19 protein-coding genes and 2 pseudogenes are annotated in these 24,892 nt (G+C 59.5%); 7 read left to right on the forward strand and 14 right to left on the reverse strand.

What is annotated here, in order from left to right; all coding sequences use genetic code 11:
- Positions 1-364 precede the first annotated feature (364 nt).
- From ACVOLL_RS10685 to ACVOLL_RS10725, 9 genes are all read right to left on the reverse strand, one after another.
- Positions 365-1,090, reverse strand: coding sequence for a response regulator transcription factor (locus ACVOLL_RS10685; RefSeq protein WP_296248012.1), 726 nt, complete (start codon positions 1,088-1,090; stop codon positions 365-367).
- 2 nt (positions 1,091-1,092) lie between these two features.
- Positions 1,093-3,087, reverse strand: a complete 1,995-nt coding sequence (locus tag ACVOLL_RS10690; RefSeq protein WP_481512897.1) for a heavy metal translocating P-type ATPase — start codon at positions 3,085-3,087, stop codon at positions 1,093-1,095.
- 77 nt (positions 3,088-3,164) lie between these two features.
- Positions 3,165-6,392, reverse strand: a complete 3,228-nt coding sequence (locus tag ACVOLL_RS10695; RefSeq protein ID WP_296248016.1) for an efflux RND transporter permease subunit — start codon at positions 6,390-6,392, stop codon at positions 3,165-3,167.
- Positions 6,393-6,403: 11 nt separating this feature from the next.
- The gene (locus ACVOLL_RS10700; RefSeq protein ID WP_296248018.1) at positions 6,404-7,651 is read right to left on the reverse strand and encodes an efflux RND transporter periplasmic adaptor subunit; all 1,248 of its coding nucleotides are present in this window, start codon (positions 7,649-7,651) and stop codon (positions 6,404-6,406) included.
- On the reverse strand, positions 7,648-8,901 hold the full coding sequence (locus ACVOLL_RS10705) for a TolC family protein (protein ID WP_296248020.1): 1,254 nt from the start codon (positions 8,899-8,901) through the stop codon (positions 7,648-7,650). The genes ACVOLL_RS10700 and ACVOLL_RS10705 overlap by 4 nt, the downstream gene beginning before the upstream one ends.
- A 59-nt stretch (positions 8,902-8,960) precedes the next feature.
- Positions 8,961-9,299, reverse strand: a complete 339-nt coding sequence (locus ACVOLL_RS10710) for a hypothetical protein (RefSeq protein ID WP_296248022.1) — start codon at positions 9,297-9,299, stop codon at positions 8,961-8,963.
- Positions 9,300-9,437: 138 nt separating this feature from the next.
- Positions 9,438-9,809, reverse strand: coding sequence for a diacylglycerol kinase (locus ACVOLL_RS10715; RefSeq protein ID WP_296248024.1), 372 nt, complete (start codon positions 9,807-9,809; stop codon positions 9,438-9,440).
- A gap of 60 nt (positions 9,810-9,869) precedes the next feature.
- Entirely contained in the window at positions 9,870-11,525 is a 1,656-nt protein-coding gene (locus ACVOLL_RS10720) for a phosphoethanolamine transferase (RefSeq protein WP_296248027.1), read from the reverse strand.
- 820 nt (positions 11,526-12,345) lie between these two features.
- Complete coding sequence (locus tag ACVOLL_RS10725) at positions 12,346-12,537, reverse strand: DsbA family protein (protein WP_296248029.1); 192 nt, start codon at positions 12,535-12,537, stop codon at positions 12,346-12,348.
- A 134-nt stretch (positions 12,538-12,671) separates the two neighbouring features.
- Between ACVOLL_RS10725 and ACVOLL_RS10730 the strand changes: the two genes are divergently transcribed.
- The 6 genes and pseudogenes from ACVOLL_RS10730 to ACVOLL_RS10755 all read left to right on the forward strand — a co-directional run.
- Positions 12,672-13,037: an ArsR/SmtB family transcription factor gene (locus tag ACVOLL_RS10730; protein ID WP_296248031.1), complete on the forward strand. Its 366-nt coding sequence runs from the start codon at positions 12,672-12,674 to the stop codon at positions 13,035-13,037.
- Positions 13,038-13,175: 138 nt separating this feature from the next.
- Positions 13,176-14,141, forward strand: a complete 966-nt coding sequence (locus ACVOLL_RS10735) for an arsenic resistance protein (RefSeq protein WP_296248033.1) — start codon at positions 13,176-13,178, stop codon at positions 14,139-14,141.
- A 1,291-nt stretch (positions 14,142-15,432) separates the two neighbouring features.
- Positions 15,433-16,809, forward strand: coding sequence for a hypothetical protein (locus tag ACVOLL_RS10740; RefSeq protein ID WP_481512898.1), 1,377 nt, complete (start codon positions 15,433-15,435; stop codon positions 16,807-16,809).
- A gap of 17 nt (positions 16,810-16,826) precedes the next feature.
- Positions 16,827-17,756 (forward strand): trypsin-like serine protease, encoded by a 930-nt coding sequence (locus ACVOLL_RS10745; RefSeq protein ID WP_481512899.1) that lies wholly within the window; start codon positions 16,827-16,829, stop codon positions 17,754-17,756.
- 253 nt (positions 17,757-18,009) lie between these two features.
- Positions 18,010-18,164: pseudogene (locus ACVOLL_RS10750) on the forward strand (transposase); the annotation flags it as partial.
- A gap of 1,116 nt (positions 18,165-19,280) precedes the next feature.
- Positions 19,281-19,586, forward strand: a pseudogene (locus ACVOLL_RS10755) (Arm DNA-binding domain-containing protein); the annotation flags it as partial.
- Here the strand turns inward: ACVOLL_RS10755 and ACVOLL_RS10760 are convergent.
- Positions 19,505-20,422: a LysR family transcriptional regulator gene (locus tag ACVOLL_RS10760; RefSeq protein WP_481512900.1), complete on the reverse strand. Its 918-nt coding sequence runs from the start codon at positions 20,420-20,422 to the stop codon at positions 19,505-19,507. The pseudogene ACVOLL_RS10755 and the gene ACVOLL_RS10760 sit on opposite strands and share 82 nt — an antisense overlap.
- A gap of 136 nt (positions 20,423-20,558) precedes the next feature.
- Here ACVOLL_RS10760 and ACVOLL_RS10765 point away from each other — a divergent pair, with 136 nt between their 5' ends.
- Positions 20,559-21,776 (forward strand): FAD-dependent monooxygenase, encoded by a 1,218-nt coding sequence (locus ACVOLL_RS10765; protein ID WP_481512901.1) that lies wholly within the window; start codon positions 20,559-20,561, stop codon positions 21,774-21,776.
- Positions 21,777-21,940: 164 nt separating this feature from the next.
- On the opposite strand, the gene ACVOLL_RS10770 is transcribed toward ACVOLL_RS10765, so the two are convergent.
- The 4 genes from ACVOLL_RS10770 to ACVOLL_RS10785 are packed head-to-tail and all read right to left on the reverse strand — an operon-like array spanning position 21,941 to position 24,892.
- Positions 21,941-22,450 carry a lipocalin family protein gene (locus ACVOLL_RS10770; RefSeq protein ID WP_481512962.1) on the reverse strand — a complete coding sequence of 170 codons (510 nt, stop codon included), beginning with the start codon at positions 22,448-22,450 and terminating at the stop codon, positions 21,941-21,943.
- Positions 22,451-22,488: 38 nt separating this feature from the next.
- On the reverse strand, positions 22,489-23,565 hold the full coding sequence (locus ACVOLL_RS10775; RefSeq protein ID WP_481512902.1) for an SAM-dependent methyltransferase: 1,077 nt from the start codon (positions 23,563-23,565) through the stop codon (positions 22,489-22,491).
- Positions 23,562-24,347, reverse strand: a complete 786-nt coding sequence (locus ACVOLL_RS10780) for a DUF1295 domain-containing protein (protein ID WP_481512903.1) — start codon at positions 24,345-24,347, stop codon at positions 23,562-23,564. Before ACVOLL_RS10780 ends, ACVOLL_RS10775 begins: the two co-directional genes overlap by 4 nt.
- Positions 24,344-24,892, reverse strand: a complete 549-nt coding sequence (locus ACVOLL_RS10785; RefSeq protein WP_481512904.1) for a DUF2878 domain-containing protein — start codon at positions 24,890-24,892, stop codon at positions 24,344-24,346. The genes ACVOLL_RS10780 and ACVOLL_RS10785 overlap by 4 nt, the downstream gene beginning before the upstream one ends.

Raw genomic sequence — 24,892 nt, forward strand, 5'->3', positions numbered from 1 at the left:
GCAGGAAACCGATGATCTGTTCTTCGGAAAAGCGTTTCTTCACGTCCAATCTCCTGGTCAGGTGGGATTGGACTCCAATTCGCCGTGCTACTCAAAACCGGGGGGACGTCGAAGCCGCCGCACGGTCTACAATGACTGCAGCGACCCACGCCATGACCAAGCTCCCGCCTGCGACAGTGGCAGGAATCCACATCATCGATTCGTGCGGATTGGGTGCTAATGGCTGCATTGCCAGCATGCCCCACACAGATGCGGCGACGAATGCAGCCAATGGGACGCCCGCTCGGTAACTGCCCTTCATGACCGCCCTCGAGTGCGAACAGCTGGCGACTGGATCCCACCTTCAGGGGTGACGAGAATCCGCTTATTCACTTCGACTGAGCCCCTCCATCAGCACAGCTCGTGCCTCGATTGAGGACTGGATGGAGAGCCTGTAGCCAAAACGCGGCAACGTATGGATCAACTTCTCTTCGCATGGCCCGTCAACAATCTTACGCAGACTCGATATTTGCGAACGGAGCAGGTCACGGTCAGGCGGCTGGTGACCCCAGACTGCGTATTCGAGTTGCTCCCTAGACACTGCTCCTGGACTCTCCCGCATCAGAACTTGCAGAAGCTTCCAGGAGGCCGGGTAGAGATGAAGTCGCCTCCCTGCACGGAACACCTCTAGCGTCGTCAGGTCCATGGTCAAGTTGCCCACCGTGAGTTGACGCATCCCCACTCTTCCGCGAGAGCGGGCGACCAATGCCTCCAAGCGAACCTCAAGCTCAAGCAGTTCGAAGGGTTTGGTGAGGTAGTCATCCGTGCCTGACCGAAATGCATTGATCTTGCTAGCGAGATCGGACCTACTCGCCAGCATGAGTACCGGAACAGACGAGTTGTGCTCCCTCCGCAGACTTCTCACCACGTCCAGCCCGCTGACGCGAGGGAGTTCCCATCCCACGACGACAACGTCGTAGTTGTTGGACAAGGCTAAGTGCAGGCCTGTCACACCATCCAGCGCAACGTCCACGCTGTGATGCTTCGCTTCGATCTCGGCAAGTACGTTCCGGACGACTTGTCGGTCACTGTCAATCAACAGAATTTCCACGATTAGGATTCCCGGAATCCAAGCAACCTAAGTGCATTGACTACCACCAACAGCGTGGTCCCCTCATGCACCGCAACGGCGGGGCCTATGCCCAAACCCATGACCGTGGCAGGCACGAGCAAAGCCACCACGCCTAGGCTCACGTAAAGATTCTGGCGAATAACATTTTTGGTACGTCGACTGAGCGCCACGGAAAAAGCGACCTGCCGCAGGTCCTCTGACATGAGAGCAACATCCGCCGTTTCCAGGGCGACATCGGACGAAGCCGCGCCCATCGCGATACCCACATTGGCGCTGGCCATGGCGGGTGCGTCATTGACGCCATCGCCAACCATTGCAATCCTCTGACTTGCCTTTATCTTCCGTATGGCGGAGACCTTGTCGTCCGGCATGAGGTTGCCCCACGCTTCATCTACCCCGACGTCTCTGCCTACGGACTGCGCGACGAGTTGGTGATCACCGGAGATCATGATCATCTGGCTCACGCCCAGACCACGCAACTTGTCCAGCGCTTGGCGTGCCTCTGCCCGCGGAGTGTCCATTAAGCCGATGACGCCCAGATCCCTATCGCCGAGCCGCACCGCCATCGTCGTTCGCCCGCGACTGCGCAGCACATCGATGCCTTCTTTGGCGGACGGGCCCAAAGCCGGAACCCCGTCAGCCCCAAACATTTCCATCTTCCCGATCCAGGCAGTCTGCCCACCAACATCCGCACGCACTCCTCGTCCGGCGAGATTCTCGAATGCATTGGCCACCAACGTGACCGACTCGGAAAGACGTGTCTTCCCATCAGCTACGATGGCGGCCGCCAACGGATGGTCACTCAGCGCCTCCACAGCGACGCTGACCTCTAGTAACTCTCTCTCGGTTACGCCCTCTGTCACAACAATGTCGGTCACGCGGGGCTTGCCCTCGGTCAGGGTGCCGGTCTTGTCGAAGGCGATTGTCGTGACCATGCCAAGCTCCTCAAGCGGCGCACCGCCCTTGATCAGCACCCCGCTACGCGCCGCGCGTGCAATGCCGGCTAAAACAGCACTGGGGGTGGCAATGGCCAGTGCGCACGGGCTGGCAGCAACCAGCACCGCCATGGACCGGTAGAAGCTGTCACGGAACGGCTCATCTATCACCACCCAAGAGAACAGTAGAACGCTGGCAAGCACCAGAACGCAGGGAACGAAGATGCGCTCAAACTTGTCCGTAAGGCGTTGAGTGGGTGATTTTCGTGTCTCAGCCTCGCTGACCATCTTGACCACGCGTGCAAGCGCGGATTCCGTAGAGCGCCGGGTAACCTCTACCTCCAACGATCCGGAGCCGTTGATGGTTCCGGCAAACGCTCTCGACGCCATGTCGACTGCGTCGGGACGGCGCCTCGCTTCTTCGGCGTCAGATACGGGATGTTTGTCCACCGGGATGCTCTCACCTGTCACCGGTGCCTGGTTGACGTTGCTGGATCCCTTGACCACGAAGCCATCAGCAGGCAACCGATCATTCGCTCTTACCAGCACGATGTCACCGATCTGCAGCGCGGCGACCGGCACCTCCACAGGTCCGCCCTCCTTCACCACCAGGGCGGTCTCCGGTGCCAGTTTGGCGAGGGCCTCGATGGCGCGCTTGGCGCGCCCCATAGCGTAGTTCTCCAGCGAATGACCCAGGCTGAAGAGGAATAGCAGCAATGCGCCCTCTGCCCAGGCTCCGAGGGTGGCGGCACCTGCTGCTGCCACCAACATGAGCGTATCGATCTCGAAACGCTTCTGTCGAATGTTCTCTATTGCTTCGCGCAGGGTGAACCATCCACCGAACACGTAGGCAAGCATGTACAACGCCGTAGGGATCCATGCGATCCTGAACGCACCCGATTTCTCAATTATGAAGCCGGTCACGAGCAGTAGCCCGCAGATTATGGCGAACATCAGCTCTGCATTGGCTCCAAGCAGGCCATCGTGGGAATGGGCGTCTCCCTTATTCGGGGATGCGCCACTTTCTGTTGCTTGGCTCATCTCTATTCTCCGATTGTGATCTGAGCATTCAAGGCTCGGGCGCAGCAGATTCTGCGCCCGAGCACGGTGTCAGCTAATCAGTGATCTTTGTCCTTTCCTACGACAGCGGTGCTTGGCTTGGCTATGCGGCCAGCAAAGGTGGGAAGCACCAGCAACGTGAGAATGGTCGCGGTAAGCAAGCCACCAATAACGACGGTAGCGAGCGGCTTTTGGACCTCTGCACCCGAACCGCTGGCGATGGCCATGGGAATGAAGCCGACAATGGCCACCAGCGCAGTGGTGAGGACGGCGCGGATACGACTCGCTGCCCCGTTGAGAGACGCCACCAGTGGTGCATCACCTGCATCAAGCCGTTCCCGGATGGCCTGCATCAGCACCAGGCCGTTCAGCGTGGCAACGCCGGACACCGCAATGAACCCCACGGCGGCAGACACCGAGAACGGCATCCCCCTCAGCAACAAAGCCAGGATGCCGCCCACCAACGCCAGCGGTACGCAGCTGAACACTAGAATGGCTTCCTTGGCGCTACGGAGCGCCATGAACAGCAGTGCACCAATCAACAGGAAGACAACCGGAACCACCGCCGCCAGTCGCTTCTCTGCCCGCTGCAGGTTCTCGAACTGCCCGCCCCAAGTGAGATAGGAACCTGCAGGCAGCTTCACGTCCGCTACCGCCGTCTGCGCTTCGCCAACAAACCCGCCTAGGTCACGCCCACGGACGTTTGCTTGCACCACGACGCGACGGCTGCCGTTGTTGCGACTGATCTGATTGGGGCCTTCGCTTATGGTGATCCGGGCGACTGACGAAAGCGGTATTACCGCACCGGAGGGTGTGGCAATGGGCAACGAGCTGAGCTGATCCGGATTATTGCGGGCGGCGTCATCCAAGCGCACCACCACGTCAAAGCGGCGGTCACCCTCGAAGATCTTTCCGGCAGCAGTGCCGCCGATGCCAGTCGACAGAGCGTCGCTCACATCGGCCGCCGTCAACCCGTACTGCGCAGCTGCAAGATGGTCGATCTTGACGTTCAGGGTTGGCAGGCCGGAGATCTGCTCGACCCGTACATCCGCCGAGCCTTGGACGCTACGCAGCTTGAGCGCCACCTGGTCTGCAACCTTCTGCAGCTCACCGAAGTCATCACCGTAAATCATCACGGCAAGGTCGGTGCGCACACCAGAGATGAGCTCGTTGAAGCGCAGTTCAATGGGTTGGCTGAATTCGAAGCTGTTGCCGAGCTGCTTCGAGGCCACGGACTCGAACCGACCGACGAGCTCATCCTTCGAAAGTTTCGGATCCGGCCATGCGCTTCTGGGCTTTAGCACGATCACGCTGTCGGATATGTTGGTGGGCATCGGGTCGATGGCCGCCTCCGCGGTACCTGTCCGGGAGAACACCGTCTCCACTTCCGGCTCCTTGGCAATGGCTTTCTCCAGTGCCAACTGCATGGCCAGTGACTGCTCCAACGAGGTCGAAGGAACTCGCAGCGCCTGCATGGCCAGGTTGCCCTCATCCAGCGTAGGCATGAATTCACGGCCCAACATCATGAAGGAGGTCACACCCACAGCCAGGGTGAGCACGGCGCCACCCAACACGACGCGCGGCATGGCGACAGCCCGCTCAATCACAGGCTCGATCCGAGTGCGCAGCACCTTGATGAGTTTGGTCTCGTGCTCGCCGTGATGGAGCTCCTCGCCCGGCTTCATCTTCGGCTCGCGCACCCAGAGGGCGGTCAGTGCCGGCACCAGGGTAAAGGAGAAAATGAACGCGCCCAGCAGCGCCAGCATGAAGGTAGCTGCCATTGGCTGGAAGGTTTTTCCTTCGACACCTTCCAACGTCATGATCGGCAGGAAGACCAGCAGAATAATCAACTGGCCGAAAGCCGCAGGGCGCGCCATCTTTTTGGCCGATTCCGTTGCCACCTTCATCCGCTCCGTGGTAGTCAGTGGCCTGCCCAGTTCGGCGCGGCGCTGACCCAGCATCAACAGCGTGGATTCAATGACGATGACCGCACCGTCCACAAGGATGCCGAAGTCCAACGCACCCAGGCTCATCAGGTTTCCGCTGATCCCGAACCGGTTCATGCCGATCACGGCAAACAGGAACGACAGCGGAATCACCAATGCCGTAATGGTTGCGGCACGCAGGTTGCCCAGCAGCAGGAACAACACCACCACGACCAGCAGTGCGCCCTCGGTCAGGTTCTTGGCAACCGTCTTGATGGTTGAGTTGACGAGCTGGCTTCGGTCCAGCACGGGCACGGCAAAAATGTTTGGCGGAAGCGACTTGTTCACCTCGATCAGCCGGTCCGCAGCAGATTGAGCGACGGTGCGGCTGTTGCCGCCAGCGATCATCAGCGCCGTACCCAGCACGGCCTCGTGTCCGTTGCGGCTGGCGGCACCGAGACGCGGAGCGCGACTGAGCTCGACATCGGCAACGTCGGCGACACGGATCACCACGCCGTCCTTGGTAGCCACCGGGGCCTGCGCCAGGTCGCCCGTGGTCAGCGCCAGACCGTCGGCACGAACCACGAGGCCCTCGCCAGCGCGTTGGACAAAGCCTGCGCCAGCTTGCACATTCGACCGCTCAAGCGCTTGGACGAGGTCGGACAATCCCAGTCCGTATGCAGCCAAACGTGCGCTATCCGGATGGACGCCGTACTCCTTCACATAGCCGCCCACCGTATCCACGCCGGCAAGGCCTGGACTGGAGCGCATTTGGGGGGCGATTATCCAATCCTGCACGGTGCGCAAGTAGGTGGCACGCTCTTCTGCAGTTGTGAGTCGGTTGCCTTCTGGCGTTAGGTAAACCTCGCCCTCCTGCCAGCCGGCTTGCCCCTTCGGTGCCAGGTTCTTCGGGTCGTAGTCGGTGAAGTCGACCGTCCACATCAGCACCTCGCCCAGACCGGTAGTCACCGGTGAAAGGACCGGGGATACACCTTCCGGCAAGTCTTCCGCTGCTTCGCGCATGCGCTCGGCAACCTGTTGTCGCGCGAAATAGATGTCGGTCTGGTCGGTGAAGATCGCCGTGACCTGCGAGAAACCGTTGCGCGACAGCGAGCGGGTGGTGTTCAGGCCCGGAATGCCGGCCAATGCCGTCTCAAGTGGATACGTCACCTGACGCTCGATCTGCTCCGGTGTCAGTGCGGGCGCGATCGAATTGATTTGCACCTGTCTGTTGGTGATGTCCGGGACCGCGTCAATGGGCAGCTTGCTCAGCTGAAAGAGGCCCCAACTGGCCACCATTGCGGCGAGGAATACCACCAACCAGCGGAAGCGGACCGCTGATTCAATGATGATAGTGAACATGTATGGATTCCTTAGTGGCCGTGCTCGGCTTCACCCTTAGCCAGTTCGGCCTTGAGTAGAAAGGCATTGGTGCCTACGATGCGCTCGTCGCCTTTGAGGCCGTTGACGATCTCGACGCTGCCGCCGGCACGACGTCCCACCATCACTGGCGTGGCTTTGAAGCCTTCCGGGGTTTCGATAAACACCACGCTGGCACCGTTCACTGTCTGCACGGCATCGGCCGGTACGCTGAGCGAATCGGCGTCTCCGTCGGCCACCACCAGCGCCGAAATCGGTGAGCCTGCAGGCGGCAACGCTGCGGTCAGCGGCTTCGCACGAATCACCGTGGTGCCACCCTGCTGACGGATGTCGGCGGCCACACCGGTGACCTCTGCCTGGAACGCGCCCGTCGGAGCGGTCACCTCCAGCTTCATACCGGCGGCGACCTGTGAGGCCAGTGCAGGTGGTGCAGTGAAGACCAGCTCGTTCATGTCGGGATTCGAAACGTCGGCGACCACACTGCCCGCTGATACAACCCCGCCCGGCGTAACCTGCACGTTGCCGACGACGCCCGACACCGGGCTGGTAATGCTCACGCGGCCGGAACTGTCGGGCGAGCCATTGGCCGCCGCCTGGGCGCGTGCCGCCGCAGCCGCCGCTTCAGCGGCGATCGAGCGCGCACGCGAGGTTTCCATCTCCTGGCGGGCAACGACGCCTTGTTCCACCAGCGCCTTATCGCGCCCATACACCAATCGGGCGACTTCGGCCTCGGCTCCCGCCGAGACTGCCGCTGCACGGAATGTAGCCGCGTCACCGCTAACCACGACAGCAAGCGTCTGGTTGGCCTTCACTTGGGAGCCCGGTGCCACCAGGACACGTTCAACGCGACCGGTGACGGTTGCCGCGACCGATGCACGCGCGCCAATGGAGGGCTCTACGCGTCCTGCAATGCGCGTGGAAGCACCACCGCCCCGCCCTACGGCCATCACGCCCACGCCAGACGCCTTGATCTGGTCTGCGGTGAGCTTGACCACGCCCTCTGGGGCCTCTTCTTCTGCATGTGCGCCAGCTTCCTCACCGGCATGGGCGTCGGCGGGCTTGGTATTGCCCTCACCTTCGCCTTTATCCTCCTGGTGGCCATGGCCGTCATCTTTTCCCGATGCTTCCTTTTCGGTCGCGGGGGCTTCGCTGGAACCCTTGCAGGCGGTCAATCCACCAGTGAGAACCAGGGCCGACAGCAGCAGCGCGCCGACGAGAATGGGGTTACGGGGCTTGTTCATTTCTGCTCCAGAAAGGGGACGCGTCCTTCGAGACGGGCAAGTTCAATTTCGGCGGCGACGCGTGCCAGTCTTGCGTCTACGGCAGAGGCGCGCGCAGCGATCAGGGTCGAGCGGGTGCTGCGTAGCTCCAACTGGGAGATGCGGCCTGTTTCAAACCCGATGCGGGCGAGTCGGTAGGCCTCCTCGCCGGCCGTGACGCTATCGTCCGCAGCCCGCGTTCTGCTGTTGGAAGCCTTCAGTGATGCGATCGCGGAAAGGCGATTGGCTTCACTCTCGCGCTTCTGTTGCTCGAGCCGAGCATCGGCAGCACGCTGCTCGGCATATGCTGCGCGAATCCCGCCGCTGTTCCGGTCGAAGAGCGGGATCGAGAGACTCACTCCGATGTTGTAGGCACGCTCGTTTGCGAGGCGGAAGTTTGTCTGTGCCACGGTTGCGCTCAGGTCGGGAAGCGCGCGCTTGCGTTCCACGTCCACGAGCCTGCCCGCCGTCGCCGCTTCGGCCTCGGCGATCCGGACCGCCAATGCTGCACGGGTATCGCCCATGGGCAGCGGGGGTGCACGATCCAGCAGGCTTTCACCGATGGCGTTTACGGATGCATCCAGCTGCGCTGCTCCTGCCAGTCGCGCAAAGGCTGCATCCCTGGATGCCAGGGCTTCGTCGAGCGCGGCCTTTGCATTGGACACTTCACTCTGCGCTTGCAAGGCACGGAGCTGGGGCTCCCGCCCCTGTTGGACCATGGCACTGGTGGCGTCCGCGTCGTCCTGAATGAGCTGGAGTGCTTCATTAGCGAGCTCATAGCGTCTCAGTGCGCTCTCGGCCTGTGCATAGGTCGTTGCTAGGAGCGCGGCCACTTCGCTCCGGCTCAATTCGCTACGCAGCCCTGCGGCCTGGGCTTCGCTCTGCGCTGCACGCACACGCGCACCTCGCTGACCGAACAGCTCCAGCGGTTGGGACAAGGTGATGATCGAATCGGCGTTGCTGGTGCCGCGATATGCGCCGGTGCCCTGCGTGTTCTCGAGGTCGTAGGAGAGCGTCGGATTCTTGAGCGCACGAGCCTGTTGAACACGGGCATCGGCGGCTTCAGACAATGCAACGCCTTGAATGGTGCCCGACAGCTGATCAAGACGAACCAGCAGGTCGTCATAGGAGGGCGAAGCTTGCGCTGACGCAGGCCCCGCAGGCGCGAGCGCCAGCAGGACAGCCACGAACAGCCCGGCCGCCTGAAGCGGCCGACGTGTGGAGGTCGACATTTAGAGTTTTCCAGAGGTGAAAAGAAACGAGATCCCGCACTACGCGGGTCAAGCTCAGATCAGCCCTGGGGCGGACGCGTCAATCCATCAAGTACAACGGCATAGGCGTTGATGTCAGTAAACGCGTCCCATGCCGCCGACACCACCTGCGGCGGAGGGCTCACAGCTTCCAAAGGAAGACTGGCATTGGAATGATGGCAGTGGCCATGACTGCAACCGGCTGCTGGGACCTCGTGGCCTGCCTTCCCATCCGGATCACTCGCAACATCCTGTGCAGCACTCACCGTTGCGTGCGACTCAAGCGCGCAAGCCAGTGTGTCGGAAATGGGCACGACCACAAACGCCGCCATCAGCAGCATCATCAGGTAGAGCCCAATTTTCCGGGAAGTTTTACGCATTCGGGAAGGCTATCAATGGCTTGGGCATGGATACAATAACAATAGAGGCCGTTGCGACACGGGTTCAGATCTAAGCGCCCGTTGGACAGCTACAGAACCCACCAGCCCCCAGCTAGCGTAATGATTGGAACATGCACTTCACATGAGCCCGATAACACCCCATGCCAACACCGCATTGACGAGCATCATGAACACAGCGGCCGAGCCCATGTCCTTGGCCCGTCCGGCCAATTCGTGGCGTTCAGGCCCGTACCTCTCTATAACAGCCTCAACAGCGGAGTTGAGCAGTTCCGCCGCCAAGACCAGCAGCAACGAGCCCAGCAGCAGCACGAACTCGACCGGAGTTTCGGCTACCCAGAAGGCTGTGGGGGTAAGCAACAACAGAACAACCGCCTCGAGGCGGAATGAGGACTCGTGCAGCCAAGCCGCGCGAATCCCCAGCATGGACCATCGAAATGCCTTCAGCACGCCGAGCGGGCCGCGAGGTCGGTGTCCATAGGTGTCAGCCATGTCTATTCCTTGTTCTTCCGTCATGTGTGAAGGTTGCAGCCAGTGGGGATCTCTTCCCACTCATCTCTCGGCGCGGTCAAGCGACTTCTCGCATCGGCCAAACAGATTCAATGCTTCGTCCCTGGATCTGGTCTGCACTTGCATGAGCCCGAGCACCGAATGAAACAGGTTGTCATGACTTAGGGGTTTAGTTGCCTGCTCCCGAAGACATGCAGCATCGATTCCACGGCTCTTCTGGAGGCCATCCGACAGCCACACAACCATTGGCACCTTGACCTGTGTGGATGGGGCGATCGCATAGGGAAGTCCGTGGAGGTAGAGGTTTGCTTCCCCTAGCGACTCGCCGTGATCCGACAGGTAGATCATGGCGGTGTCGTGCGACGAATCCGCCGCTAGCATGTCAACGGTTTTTGCAAGAAAGTCGTCAGTTGCGACAATTGCGTTGTCGTAGGCGTTGACGATCTCCTCTCTAACGCACTTTCCAAGATCAGCGCTGCGACAGTCCGGCACGAACGTCCTAAATTCCTCACCGTAACGTTTGAAGTAGGCCGGACCGTGGTTTCCAAGCTGATGCAGAACCACCACGACGTCCCCAGGATTGTCGTCAATGGCATCGTGTAGTCCGCTGAGCATCACTTCGTCTCGGCAGGCCTGGTCCGTACACAGCGGATGCGTGGGGGGGACCCTGTAGGATTCAAACGCAAGGTCTGCGCAGACGCCTTTGCATCCAGACTGGTTATCGCGCCATAGCGTCTTGACGCCCGCACGCTCCAGCACATGCAGTAGCGACTCAGAGCGCCTGATCCTATCCCGGTCATAATTTCGCCTTCCATACACGGAGAACATGCAGGGCACGGAGACCTCTGTGTTAGATCCACAGGCGGTCACGTCTTCGTAGTTGACCACATTGCGCCTAGCCAGCTGCGGCGTTGTCTGCCGTGCGTAGCCGTTCAGCCCCCAGTTCTGCGCGCGGACGGTCTCACCTACCACGATCACTAAAAGATGGGGCTTCGAACCTACCGGATGCATCTCGATCTGTGCATCCTCGGCCACCTTGGCCAGGGGGCCGGGCTGAGCGCGGCGATCCTGTTGGAGCACGCGGATGCTGGACACGATGTAGTTCTCGGGTGTGATCAGGTAACGCGCGGATTTGTTGTTGCGCATGAGCGAGGACAGATCATCGAACTGTGAGAGGACCGCACCGCCGCTGATGCCAACGGTTACGATCAGCAGCAGCAGACGCGCGGCCAATAATCGCTTCAGACTGCGGGCAGGACGAATGCGAACCCATAGCAACGCAAGCAACGGAGGCGCACTCTTCAGGAGCATCGCGCCCGCAAAGCCTAGCGTCATCAGCTCACTGGCTTCCGCCGTGTCTGTCCTGAACACGTTGCGCAGCATGCTGGCGTCAAAAACGATGCCGTAGTTGTCTGCGTAGTAGGCCGTCGCGGCGGACGCAGGCACCAATACGAAAAGGATAGGCTTCAGTGACCAGCGCCAGCCGATAACGGCGAACAGCACCACATGAATGCCGGTGATGAAGATCAGTGCCGCGCCCAGAACCAGTGCCTGCGCAACTCCCTCTTGGTTTGCCGCACCGATGACGAATCGAGCGAATGCGTTGTTGAACACCGCCGTGAAGTAGAGCGACGAAATGAGAATCAGCGCTATCTGACCGACTTCCGGACGATTGCGCCAACGCGGTAAGCCGGTCATGCCAAGACTCGCCGTGGTGGGACTGAATAAATCAGAAAAACAGATAGTGCGGCCCGGAGCGCGTAATGCGTCCAAAGCAGGAAGATGGCCATGGATATACCCAGGAGGAAAGCGTGCGATGGGGGCGACAAGCACACGCGGTTCCGCATCCACAATTCCCCATCACAACGACGTGAATCGCTGCGCTGTGTCATTCGCACAGCTTGGGGAACTACCGAGGGTGCAGCGGTGATGCCGCCGTTCAGTCGCTCAGCAGGCGAGCGACACGGGTTCTGTCAGCCCCTGGGAGGCCGGATCAAGCCGTCGCGCCTGTCCGATGGGAGGTTGCCTGCGGAGACCAAGGCAAGGGATTCAGATGCAGCCGCAACATCTTCCATAGTCAACGCAACGGGCACTTGGCACACGCCACCGTGATGACAGTGTCCGTGCGTGGAAACGCTATCTTTTCTTGGGTCAGATAGCTTCGACGATTCCTGCAATGCATGCACCTCCCCTTGATCACCACACACCATGGTTTCGATCGATGGCACGGCAAGAAACACCGCCATAAGTAGTGCGAGCAGAAGACGGATGGCTGGGGAGGTGCCTCGATGCATTGAGCGAAATGACCAGATGCTGGCGGAAAATGAACGCTGCTCCATAGGGCGTCCGTGGCTGCATTGTCTACGATAAGAATGGAAAAAACACCTGAATTCAAGGCGAATTTAGATGATACAACCGCCCTCATCGCCGCATTCCGACATTCCTCAGACGTTTGCTTTTCCGCGATGCCTTTGGCTGCGGGGTGATGCAGGATCAACTACAACGTTTTTCCGACAATCTAGAATCGGCACGCGGAATTGGTCACGCAGCTCGATACCGCTGCGCGCAGCGCGGTGGGTGATAGTGCCATCAGCGACTTCCCGTTGATGTAGAACGTTGCTGTACCCCAGATGGCAGCCACCTTGGCGTCTGCATAGTCCTGGGCGATGAGCATCTCGACAGGCTTGTCCTGTAGGAACTTCAGTGCCATTCCAACGTCCAGCTCGGCACAGCACGCAACCAACGAGATCAGATCAGACGATCTGACGATGTCAGAGGAAGTGCGTTTGACACCAATTTTGCGCGTGGATACCCTTACATTTAATCATTACATGAATAGTTGAAATGAATGAGGCGGAAGCGCTGCGAGGATTTGGCGCAATTGCACATCAAGACCGTCTGCGCATCATACGAATGCTCGTGGTGGCCGGGCCGGCTGGAATGTCCGCCGGATCTATTTCGCACGAGTTGGGAAATGCAAGCCCGTCTAGGGTGTCCTTTCATCTCAAAGAACTGGAGCATGGCGGCCTTGTTGCGGGCCGCCGTGCGGGCAGGTCAATCATCTACAGTGCTAGCTTCGCAGCCCTGTCCGACCTAGTTGCGTTCCTGATGCGTGACTGCTGCAACGGCCACTGCATCCACTGCGATAGAGCGATCAAACTCTTTGCCCAGTGCACTGGCCGGCCTGCTCGATCAGTCGTTGATCCGTGAGAAAACGCAGTGAATACGCGGCCCGCAAGAGTAAAGCGTGCAAGAACCCACGCTTCTGCCCGAGCTGGGAAACGGATAAAGCGATGACGGCGAGATGCTCAGGTGTGGCCGAATGACTGAACGATCTGGGGTTTATAAGTGAAGCTGCATCACCTGCGCGAGCAAATGGAAAGGCACCAGACGGCGATCTACTTCGCCGCCATGGCCATGGGTTTTCTTCTGGCTCTCAAGGTCCCTGGGACGGGACGGCTGGAGGTGCTCATCACGCCGGCCTTGGGGGCGATGCTCTTCGTGACGTTCCTGCAGGTGCCGCTGTCATCTATAGCAGCGTCCTTGAGGAATTTGCGATTCGTCGCTGCCTTGCTAGTCACCAATTTCATAGCAATCCCGTTGCTAGTTGCATTGATGGTACCGATGTTCCCGGAGCAGCCGCTGATCGCCATCGCCATGCTCTTTGTACTTCTATGTCCGTGCATCGACTATGTGGTTACTTTCTCGCATCTTGGCAAGTCGGACGCTCCACTGTTGCTGGCAACAACTCCAATCCTCTTGATTGTCCAGATGATTCTGCTGCCACTCTACCTTAAGATCTTTCTTGGTCAGGCTGCCGCAGATCTGGTTCGGCCAGGTCCATTCCTGCATGCCTTTGGCTTTCTTATCGTCATCCCAATATTGCTGGCTGCTACTCTGCAGGGATTGGGCCGAAGATCCGTCTGTATGGAAGAGGTCGAGCGAATTGCTGGCGCCCTTCCGGTACCAGCCACAGCTGCAGTCCTGTTGATCGTCATAGCCGCGGTAACTCCTCAGCTGGAGGCTGCACTGCAAGCCGTGGCTGCGGCGCTTCCGGTCTATCTCATTTACGCAGCTATCGCCCCCCTAGTCGGCCTGGCCGTAGCAAGAAGTTTCAACATACCAGCCGCTGCCCAGAGGGCCATCGCGTTCTCGGCAGCTACCCGCAACTCGCTGGTGGTGTTGCCTCTGGCTCTAGTTGTGCCCGGAGCTTTGCCAATCATTCCCGCCGTGATTGTTACTCAGACCTTGGTAGAGCTTGTCGCCACGTTGGTTTACATCCCTTTGATCCCGCGACTGGCGAAAGCGCCATGATGTAGGTCAACGCTTCAACAACCCAATCTTGCAGTTGCACCTAGGTAGAACAAGACTCCGCCAAGCGTACCTTCTGCGAAGTCCGCGCTCATCCTCTATCCGCGCGAGGGTCTCGGTTTGAGCGGAGATAAAGCGGATTGGCAGTAGATCATGGATGTTTATTGAGGGCTGCCGGATGTCCGCTTCTGGCCGGCAGCGGAAGTCACCCGTGACTCCGGGCGACAGTTCCATGTAGCAGGAAATCTACAACTAAGGTGAGCGTCGACAAACGGCACTGCTGTCCAGGTAAGTCCGACCGCATCCAACCAATCAAGGGGTACAAATGGGGGTATTTTGAATGTGATATCTATTTTTATTGTATTTAAAACATATGGTTGTATCGACTATTTGGGTCAGATAAGCACCATCGCCTGACTCCATGGCGTCCAGGCAAGCCCAGAATTCATATCAAGCCCGCAGAAATGTGGGTTTTTTGTGTGTTTTGGTTCGAGCTTGTCCACGTACATCCAGCGACGTTGGGGGTACAAGCGGGGGTACATTTCGGAAAATGGAGTTCAGCAGGGAGGATGTACCCACAATGGGTGCTAAGCAATTGACAGATGTAGCGTTGAGCCATATTCAGCCGGGAAGGAGACGAGGGGCGCCTTAATCGCTCGTTTCTGCTGTACCTTCCGGACGGTAGTGCTGGACTCATACGTACTCACCTCATCAGACGGGACTTGTCGAATGACTGAAGACTGGAGTCAACGTCGCAACCACTTATGGTCACATCGATCACTGGGCGGCCTCTTCCCCGTCGGCTTCGCAATGGCACAATAAAAAGATCTCTACTTCTGATTAATTTGAAGAAACGAGGACGCCTCAAGCCGACAATTTGCTAAAAATCGTAAAAGAATGTGCGCTGGATTCGTAGATAGATACAAGTGTTGGCGAAGCACGCGCAGCGAGATTTGGATGATTTTGCCAAATATATTTCCGATTTTAGCTATAGGGCGCAGCGTTATTGCTCTCGGGTGGCGGGCCTTAGATGCTAATTCTGAAATAAAGATTTCATGGCGGTCGTGTTAAGGCCTCATAGCTGGGCGGGGAACGGTTTAAGTAATATATCCTCGCTTGGTAGAGACGATAAAAACGATCGCCGCAGTCAGCGGGCGAAAGTGCTTCCATCGCGCTGTCGAACATCGAGTGGTCCTTAGTTTGAAAACGGGTTCTCACTACTGAAAGCACACTTAAGGGGAAATGGGCGATGTGCAAGCGTCTTTCACACCTATACGTAACGATAGCTTTGGCGATGGCCTCTGCTTCTGCGCAGGCGGCGCAGAACGATGCTATCCCCGGCACTACAGAGTTGCGTGTCGTGCCGACGGAACAGTGCCTTTGGTCGGACTACAGCGTCGAAGAACGGCAAGGAACAGACCGGGGAATGGGAACAGCGCTATTTGAGGCACTAGCACCTGGTTTGATAGATACCGGAATCGCTTGGATCGGCGAGATGCTGAAGCAGGCAGGTGAGCGGAAAGTAGTTTCGCGATATGGCGCCTCCGCTATCGGCGCGGGCCCCAACTATCGACTTCCTGCGTGCCTGCAGCTGGTATATGGGGATTTCGCCTTCAACGGGAACAGTATCCCTAAAGGTCCGCCTGCGGATATTTCCAGTTCTGCACTCTGGGGGCAGATTGAGAAGCAGGGGTTATTGAAAACAGTAGACGGGAAGGCACCTCATTTGTGGATAGAGGTGGAGGTCCGCTACTTCCCACAGCCAAGCGCTGCACAGAATCAATATCAACCGCCCACTGCATACGCTTTGGTTCCCACACGAATGAGCTGGAACCGATCGATAGTCAATGGAAGGCCGGCTTCCCAGCGTGATCTTCTTGTGTTCATCAACGTAGCGCCGCCTACCTCTGCCGCCAATGAGGCGACCACTGGATTCACGAATAGTTCGGCGTCCGTAGCGCGCCTATCCTGGTATCGGCTGGCAGCAGGAAGGCCCGATGGAATAGATACTGTATTTGCAGGTCGCACGATGACAGTTCGAGGTACAAGCGCTGCTTCGGCCGAAGCAAAAGGGACTAATGCAGGAGGCGAGACCTCGGGAGCAACGACACCGGCAGGGTCTGAGGAGCAGCAAGGTGGTGTGTTCTTGTCGCTGCCACCAACGGCAAGCGCGTGGGCGCCATTTCCTTCGACAAAGGACGATCAGGCAATCGTTGTCTGGGCGAATGTCACTGAGGCGCGCGATGGCAACGTTGCTTTGGCGAAGCTGGGCCAAGCCCTAGCTGCGCGCAAGAGTGAGGTGGCAACGACCTTGGGCACGGCAATAATTCCAAGTAAGAGCGAGGCTGCAGAGCGTAGTGCCGCAGCCACAATGGCAACTGAGTACAAAGAGTACTTCGCAGCGCTGACCACCGCCCAAAATGTAGAGGCGGCCTTGAAGACCGCATGCAGGAAGCTGGCTGGTGCCAACGACACCACCGGCCCAGAGTCGCCGGAAGCTACGCAAGCGGCAATGGAAGTCAGGACGCAGGCGGCAAAGCTCCTTGAACAGATGGACACTGCGAATCTGGCAGGAGATAAGCTGGATCCAAGGCAGGTGCCGTACTCTGACCAGGAACTGCAGCGATTACAAACGGCGGTGAGTGCGAACAGAGCGTGTAGTCCTACATGAGGCGGTGCTTGCTATGGATGGCTTTGGCACTGCTCTCTATCGGGTGTCAGGGTGATCCTCCGTCAGGCGATCAATCCGGTGCGCGAGGTTCGCCGGAAGATGCTGCTCTCTCATCGGCTGAGTATAAGAAAAATGCGGCTATTCGTGAGTCGCGAGAGAAGAACCTCGGAGACCCGCTGGCCGATACAAAAATTGCTCTCGAGTCGTTTGATCCGGCCATTGTGGGTGGTGAGTTCGAAGTGGAAATGAACTTCGTTGTCTCTCTGTGGAGGGGCAAAGAGATGGTATGCACTGGATCGCTTCTGCAGCCAACGAAAGTTCTTACTGCGAGGCATTGCTTATGTAGTTCAACGTCCCCTGTGCGGTGGGCTCCGCCAACGGAGGTCCGGATTGGCGCGCTGGGGCGTGCGCCAATGGACAGAATTTCTGTTTTACAGGGCGAACCTGGGCAGTGTCCAAGGGACCGAACCAAAGTTGATGTGGCATGGTTGACGCTACAGCGCCCTCCCGCGATCGACGTGGCTATCCACTATCCACGGATACTGGAGCAACTACCGGACGATCTGCCAGCGGTGACGGTGATCGGTTACGGGTTGAGGAAGGACGGAAGTTCCGGGCGCAGGGATGCTGCTGTGGTGACGATTGCTAGTCGAAACTGTGGGAGTCCCTCGGAGCAGTCGAGATATCGTTGTCTGCCCTTCAATGAGTTTGTAGCTGCGGACATGAGCGGTCGTGTCGATGCTTGCAATGGTGATAGCGGCGGCCCTGCGTTGGTTCCGTTTAGTTGGCGAAAGATCAAGGTGGATGCTGGAAAAGGCCGCGCATCCGAGCTCCGAGAGTTGCTTCAGCCTGACTATCAAATTGTAGGTGTCGTATCGCGGGGTCTTGGCGAGCGATGCGGTGCGGGGACAATCTATTCGCGAGCCAGCATTACAGGTATTCAGTGAGGCCGCAGATGCGCGAACTATGGCAACTCCACCTTGCTTGAACACTGTGAAACCTCCGATCTCTCTTAGCCGTGCCGAAGCGGCGAGGATCGGAGACGCTAGCCACGCGCAGTGTGTTGAAATTCGTATGGAAAGTGGAAATGCATTGATGTGCAGATTGCGCTCCCCGTGCACCTGGGTTGTCGCCTGCCCGTAAATTTGATTCAAGCATTCTTAGAGGTCTCCGGGCAAGCTAGCTCCAAGGAGACCACCGATGCGCAAGAGCAGGTTCACCGAGAGCAAGATCGTTGCGACGTTGAAGCAGGTTGAGGCTGGAAGGCAGGTCGAGGATATCTGCCATGAGCTGGGAATTCCGATGCGACTTACTACGTATGGAAGTCCAGGCACGGCAGCATGGGTGCTTTGGACCGGCCAGCGGCGGCAATACTGGTAGAGGCGGTGCAGACTCCCATGAATCTCTCCCAAGTCAGACAAACCCGGCAAGCCCATTTTCCAGGGGTGTGAGCGATGACAAAGTGGAAAAGTTGGGCGCCATGGGCTCTTCTGCCCACCGCTCGATCTAAATACCACGCTTTCTTAGCCTGCATTCTGTTGATAGCGCCTGCCTCACCGACGGAGGCGGTGTAACAGGCATCGTCGGCGCAATGCGCCAATCCGACCTTTATTCTTGAAATCTTTCGTAAAGATGAGTTGCCCTCAACTGTGAAAAGCAGTTTTCGCATTGTGAGCGACTACGTTTCACCAGTATCGGCACTGGAGATATCGAGCTCATGCGGCCAGTATCTGACGAGCTTCCGAGGCTCCACCTATAGATTCTCGACAGGCGTAGTAATCGGGCCGAACCGTGCTTCAAATGGCCTTGAAGCCAGAAGGGTAGAAGTCCCACATGGACGAGCATTGCAAAAAATCGAAGATAGACGCATCTATTCCAGCGAAAAGGGAATCGCCGCTGCACGCGATGGCAGGTCGGTCGACCTTTTTTTTCGAGCAGCGATGGCCACTCAGAAGTCTCCATCGTTACCACCGCAAGCCCTGGTGCTGTTAACCGGTTGGTGCTACTGAACTCTGACACCACCATCCGATCTGTCGACTGGATTGGCTCAGTGCATGGCGACCAGGGCGTTCTCTATGTCCTTGAGGAAGGCAGCGGACTCGTTGGCCATATGTACGTTCTCAAGGTCGAAGCCGCGCTTGGAGAGGCTAAACCTTAGCCGGACGTGGTCTGCGCAAGGACCCACTTTCCATACTCGTCGTCATTGACAGTATCAGTAGTAATGAAGCTGCCCCAGAGTTGGCTCCGAGCGACGTGGATACAGGAAGCTCCGCAAAGACCAAGATGGAAGCGGGAACCAAAGAAGCCGTACCGAACTATGGTTGCCCCACACTCAGGAGACTTGGAGTGGTCGCGGCCGGTCATCGGGATCCTTCTTCGCCTGGAGCAGACGCTGACATTCCCGCTCGGCTTCCTGCGTGGCCTTCTTTTGGGTGAAGGCTAAGGGCAAGCCGTAAAAGCTTGCGGCAGGGGCAGGCCGTTGCCTGTACGTGATGCCGAACCGCGCCAGGTACTGGCGGATGAAGTGCCGCTGGTATGGAAAGGGGAAGCTGCTGGCGATCGCGGTGCTCCCCGAGGTCTCGTTGAGAGAAGCTGGCGAGGCCCGGGATGAGGCTCGAGCGAAGCTTCGTGCTGAAGATGATCCGTCCGAGCACAAGCAACCGAGCGAGCTCATGTTCCACTACCTATCTGCCATTCAACTTGAATTGCCTCCGATCCCTTGCAAACGAGCCTGCATGAACTCCAGCAACGCCCGAACTCGCGCGGTGACCGAATGACGGTGACTGTAGGCGCCAAGCAACTGCAGCGGAGCAGGGTTCAGATCCAGCTGCACTTCCTGCAATCGGCCCGCGGCAATATCTTCCTGGCATGGGTAGGCGGCAACGATTGCGAAGCCGAGACCCTGACGCGCGGCCGCCACCGCTAGTTCCCCACTGTTGACGCGATAGCGGCTACGGACAGGCACCTTCACGATTTCGCCCGCAGTGTCGAGAAACTGCCATGGCTGGCCCTTCAGAGCGCTCAAGGTGGTGATACAAGGCAGGGACTTGAGTTCGCGCACGTGGCGCGGCATCCCTGTCTGCGCAAGTAGTGCGGGCGCTGCAACCACAATGCTGGGCAAGGTCGCCAGTTCGCGGGTGATAAACGCGCTGTCGTCCTGACGACCGCGGTGGAAGACGATGGAGAGGTCCATGTCTTCCCGCAACACTTCCAGGCCGGTTGGACGCGTGTCGCATTCCAGCTCAATGCCGGGATGAAGACTGCAGAACTCGGCAAGGATCGGAGCCAGCAGCCGTGGCGCTTCATTTGGCATGCACATCCTGAGAGGCCCCTTCAATTCGCGCTGTACTGCGCCGAGTTCCTCCTCCGTGGAGAGCAAAGTGTCGAGTAGCGGTTTGGCGCGTTCGTAAAGCAGCCTCCCGGCTTCGGTCATGCGCAGATGGCGGGTGCTGCGTTCCAGCAAGCGAACTCCCAGTCTTCGCTCCAACGAGGCGACGTGACGACTGACGTTGGACGATGGCAGGGCCAGCAGGCGCGCTGCGCCGGAAAAGCTCTGCTCATCTACTACGGCCACGTAGACGCGTACGGTATTCAGGTCGAGGGTACTGCGCATGATTATCCCGTTGTGGGTATGAAAGTTGCTCACGCAGGCATGCTAGTTCGCAAAATTGGCAGGGTCTAGGATGCACTCCCGTCCGATGGATGCCCTTCAACGGCGTGCCTGGGCGAATTGAACAGGAGTGAGCGGAATGGAAATTGGAATACTTGGTGGCGGAATCGCAGGATTGAGCGTGGCGCTCGCCCTGCATAAGCAGGGACACACCCTCCGCGTATATGAGCGGCGGTCCGGGCCGGCGACGATGGGAGCTGGGGTGACACTTTGGCCCAACGCTGGCTTCGTGCTGCAGGAGTTGGGGCTGTTGGAGGATGTCGGGGCCTTGGGCGGTCGGCCGTTGTCAGTGCACCGCAAAGACCCCGCTGGTGACTCGCTGGGGGGCCTGGATATCACGGTGCTGGACCAGATCATGGGATACCCGACCCATACGATCCTGCGGCGGGATTTGCAGGCGGTACTGCTGGAGCATGTCGCGCGGGCAGGTATCCCGGTGGAGTTTGGGTATCGAGCGGCAGCGATTGAGCTGGATGGCAGCGGGAGGGCCGTGGCGTGGTTCGAGAACGGGAAGAGTATCCGTCCAGATCTGCTGATCGGCGCCGATGGCCGTATGGATTCGGTGGCGCGCAGGTTCGTAGCAGGCGACAACGCGCCAATCTATCAGGGGTTCGTGAACTGGATTGGCGTTGCGCAGGGGAATGAGGCGCTGGTGAGCGAGATCGGGATCCAGGATTACTGGGGTTCTGGCGATCGATTCGGTTGCGTCGCGATCCGGAAAAATCTGGTGTACTGGGCGGCCGCGCAGGCGCGGTCATTGCCTCAGGCGGCGCCCGCGACGGATATGCGCAAAGAGGTCATGGATATTTTTGCAGGATGGCCCGAGCCTGTTGCCCGCCTCATCGAGGCCACGCCGGCGCACTCCATCCAACTGATTGCCGTGCACGACCTTGAGCCGCTGCAGACATGGAGCCGAGCAAATGTACTGCTTGTCGGAGACGCGGCGCACGCGCCGCTGCCTACCTCGGGCCAGGGCGCCTGTCAGGCATTGGAAGATGCCTGGCATCTGGCGCGGTGCCTGGAAGGGAGCGACGGTACCCTTGATGAAGCATTGCTGCGATTCGCTGCAGTTCGCGGACCCAAGACCAAGAAGTTGGCAGAGCAGGGCCGGATGTTCGCGCGCGGCCTTTTCGCACAAGACCCCGAGGCCTGCCGCGTTCGCAATGAACGCGCCAAGGCATCGGATGCAGTGCGTGATGCGCAGGCAATGGCGGCAGGGTGGTCGCAGGGTTTGCCGATGGGAAGTTGCGCTGGCAGCGTGCCGGTGAACGGCGTTGATAGTCTGTATCGGCTGTGAGGGTGCCAACCGCAGGAAACTGCTGCAGAGTTCAAGCGTGGTGTGGATGAGCAGGCGAGCTATCCGGGTGTGAGCTGCGCCCATATAGGGTGGGAATTGGGGTTTCCAGCGTTGCGGTGAAGCAATCGCTTTTTAAGTATTTCCTGATGAAAGCCCCTGCGTGATCACCGGACTGACTGCGGCACCCGCCGCAGCTTGCTCACGTCATAGCCCATTGCCTTGATGCGCTCCACCGCGCCTTGGTACTCCGCCGCCGAAACCTGCGGGGTACGCGCCATATACCAGACGTAGTCGCGCTTGTTGCGGGCGACGATGGTCTGGGTGTAGCCCTCGTCCACCCAGGCGATGATGTATTCGGCCTGGATCGGCCAGATGAACTGCATGCCCCAGACCGCGCCCTTGCCTTCAGCTTCGACCTTGCCGATGGGATGCATTGATTTCAGCGGCGCCTGAAAGCTGCCTTTGCGATAAGTGAACGTGGTCTGGATACGTCCGTCTGGCCGCGGTGCATAACTTTCCACTGCATCGAAGGCTTCGCGCTCGGGCCGGGATGGAATATGTGCGATCACATACCAGTCGCCCATGAAGCGCGGTACATCCACCGACGCCGGGCGCGGTATCGGGCGGGTATCCAGATTGCTGCAACCAGCGCCGAACAAGGCGATGGACAGCATCGACAGAATCGGAAGGGTTCGCATGGTCGGGCCTGCCTTCAGCGGGGACGGAAGAGGTAATGCGCTACCAGCCATTGCTGGCCGTCGTCATAGCCGAACAGCTCCGCGCAGGCCATCCAGAACATGCGCCAGCGCTGCCACCAGATGCGCGCGGCGGCGTCACTGCCGTAGGTCTGCGCCAGCAGTGGCATGACCTGCTCGCGTGCGGCGTCCTGGCGCTGCAGCCAATGGTTGGCGGTGCGTTGGTAGTGGCGGCCATCCAGCAGCCAACGCTGCTGCAGCTGCATGTCGCGCTGGAAATGCAGCAGGGTATCGGCCGCCGGCATCAGGCCGCCGGTGAAGAAATGGCGGCCCATCCAGTTGTCCTCGCCCATCGTGTCGAACGGGTACATATACGTGCGATGGGCAAAGATATGCACGAACAAGGCGCCATCCGGCTTCAGCCAGCGCGAAATGCGACCGAGCAGGCGCTCGTAGTTGCGTATGTGTTCGAACATCTCCACCGATACACAACGGTCGAAGGTGGCGCTCGGCAGCTGCAGCTGATTGACGTCGATGGTCAGTACCTCGACGTTGGCGAAGCCGCGCGCCTTGCACTGGGCCAGGATGTGCTGGCGCTGGCTATGCGAGTTGGAGACTGCAGTGATGTGCGCGCCCGGATAGCGTTCGGCCATCCACAAGGTCAGCGAGCCCCAGCCGCAACCCAGCTCAAGGATGTGCTGGCCGTTGGCGAGCCCGGCGCGCTGCCCGTACAGCTCCAGCATCGCATCCTCGGCCTGGTCCAGGGTTTCGGTGCCGGTGCGGTAGTAGCAGCTGCTGTACTTCAAGCGGTGGCCAAGGCAGGCCTGAAAGAATGCAGCGGGTACTTCGTAGTGCTGGCGGTTGGCGGCATCCACATGCAGGGCCAACGGGCTGCTGGACAATTCGGCAATGCGCCGGCTGAAGCGGTCCGACTGCGCTTGCAGGCCTTCTTCCGATTCTTCTTCCAGTCGCTGTGCGCACAGGCGGCGGATCCCCCAGCGCAGGGCGGCATCCGGCAGCCAGCCGCGCTCGGCCCAGCCGGTCAGGCCGGGCTCGGCATGGATGGCGGAATCCAGTTGCGTGGCTGCATTCATGATGATTGCTCCTTGGCAGTGCGAGGAAACCAGGGGAAGAACATCGGCGTGCTGCGCTGGTATGCGCGGTAGTCTTCGCCGCGGCTGCGCAGCGCCTGCTGCTCGGTGAAGGGCACGCCGCTCAGGTAGCGGAGGAACAGGTACATCAGTACCGGTCCGGTCCATGCCAGCCACCACAGCGGCGAACCAACGGCCAGCAGCACGTAGCTGAACCAGTGCAGCCATTCGAAGAAATAGTTGGGGTGTCGCGAGTAACGCCACAGGCCCTGACGACAAGTGCGGCCCTTGTTGGCTGGGGCTGCACGGAAGCGTGCAAGCTGACGGTCCGCTACGTGCTCACCGAGCACGCTCAGCAACCAAACCACGGCCGCTGCGATCACCCAACCATAGCCATCGGTGCGCGGATTGCTGGCCACCGCGACAAACGGCAGGGCGAACAGAACTATCAGCAACGCCTGGGCAATGAAGAAGCCGAAGATCTTGCTTTGATCGCCTTGCCAATGGTCGCGCAGATACTTGTAGCGACCGTCCTCGGACTCGTGCCGCACGCGCTGCCATAGATGCAGGGCGAGACGGCTTCCCCACAATCCGCCAAGCACGGCCAAGCTGATGCGCGGCAACGCTGCACCGTCGCCCAGCCAGGCAAGCAACAGGGTGGCAGCAGCCAGGCCCTTGGCCCAGAGCACATCGACGATGCCGATGTTGCGATGGCGGCGCTGCCAGGCCCAGCCCCAGAGCATGATCGCGACCGCGTACAACAGCACCCAGCTCAGATTGCTCATGTGGAAGCACCTGTCAGTGGATCTTGGGCGGGACTGCGGGTCCAGCGGCGCGCGCTCGTGACCAGTAGCGTCAACGCAACGCTCCAGCCGATGCCAAGCAGCAGCAATCCTTGCCATACGGGTACAAAAAAATGCACAGCGTCAAACCCGCGTGCGGCGGACAGGTAGGCCAGCGGTGCCAACAGCAGCCCGAACGTCACCGGCAGTGCCCAATGCCGTTGGAGGAAGGCCATCGACGAGGTCAGCGTCATCGCAAACGCGGCCCATAGCGCCATGATCCACGGCGGCGGTGCCCAGCCGAACGGAGCAGCGGCGTAGCCGACACGACCGCTCGCCGCCGCCAGCCCGTCAACCAACCAAGCGCATATCAGCGCTAGCAGCAGCAAGCGCAGCTCGATCCTAGGTTGGGCGGCGCTGTAAAGCTGACTGACGATGTAGAGTCCCGAAGCAAGCAAGGCAGGCCACTGCCAGCCGCGCCCGGCACCGGCCACGGCGCACAGCCAGACCAGTTGGTTGCCCAGCAGGTTGAGCAGGGTCCGGCGCAT

This window comes from Stenotrophomonas sp. STEN035 (assembly GCF_056759935.1).

Bases quoted from the DNA above. Each gene is read 5' to 3' on its own strand.
- ACVOLL_RS10700 (WP_296248018.1), bottom strand. From the start codon at position 7,651: ATGAACAAGCCCCGTAACCCCATTCTCGTCGGCGCGCTGCTGCTGTCG.
- ACVOLL_RS10695 (WP_296248016.1), bottom strand. From the start codon at position 6,392: ATGTTCACTATCATCATTGAATCAGCGGTCCGCTTCCGCTGGTTGGTG.
- ACVOLL_RS10760 (WP_481512900.1), bottom strand. From the start codon at position 20,422: ATGCGCAGTACCCTCGACCTGAATACCGTACGCGTCTACGTGGCCGTA.
- ACVOLL_RS10785 (WP_481512904.1), bottom strand. From the start codon at position 24,892: ATGCGCCGGACCCTGCTCAACCTGCTGGGCAACCAACTGGTCTGGCTG.
- ACVOLL_RS10745 (WP_481512899.1), top strand. From the start codon at position 16,827: ATGGCTTTGGCACTGCTCTCTATCGGGTGTCAGGGTGATCCTCCGTCA.
- ACVOLL_RS10740 (WP_481512898.1), top strand. From the start codon at position 15,433: ATGGCCTCTGCTTCTGCGCAGGCGGCGCAGAACGATGCTATCCCCGGC.
- ACVOLL_RS10705 (WP_296248020.1), bottom strand. From the start codon at position 8,901: ATGTCGACCTCCACACGTCGGCCGCTTCAGGCGGCCGGGCTGTTCGTG.
- ACVOLL_RS10770 (WP_481512962.1), bottom strand. From the start codon at position 22,450: ATGCTGTCCATCGCCTTGTTCGGCGCTGGTTGCAGCAATCTGGATACC.
- ACVOLL_RS10710 (WP_296248022.1), bottom strand. From the start codon at position 9,299: ATGCGTAAAACTTCCCGGAAAATTGGGCTCTACCTGATGATGCTGCTG.
- ACVOLL_RS10765 (WP_481512901.1), top strand. From the start codon at position 20,559: ATGGAAATTGGAATACTTGGTGGCGGAATCGCAGGATTGAGCGTGGCG.
- ACVOLL_RS10780 (WP_481512903.1), bottom strand. From the start codon at position 24,347: ATGAGCAATCTGAGCTGGGTGCTGTTGTACGCGGTCGCGATCATGCTC.
- ACVOLL_RS10775 (WP_481512902.1), bottom strand. From the start codon at position 23,565: ATGAATGCAGCCACGCAACTGGATTCCGCCATCCATGCCGAGCCCGGC.
- ACVOLL_RS10725 (WP_296248029.1), bottom strand. From the start codon at position 12,537: ATGGCACTGAAGTTCCTACAGGACAAGCCTGTCGAGATGCTCATCGCC.
- ACVOLL_RS10715 (WP_296248024.1), bottom strand. From the start codon at position 9,809: ATGGCTGACACCTATGGACACCGACCTCGCGGCCCGCTCGGCGTGCTG.
- ACVOLL_RS10690 (WP_481512897.1), bottom strand. From the start codon at position 3,087: ATGAGCCAAGCAACAGAAAGTGGCGCATCCCCGAATAAGGGAGACGCC.
- ACVOLL_RS10730 (WP_296248031.1), top strand. From the start codon at position 12,672: ATGAATGAGGCGGAAGCGCTGCGAGGATTTGGCGCAATTGCACATCAA.
- ACVOLL_RS10720 (WP_296248027.1), bottom strand. From the start codon at position 11,525: ATGACCGGCTTACCGCGTTGGCGCAATCGTCCGGAAGTCGGTCAGATA.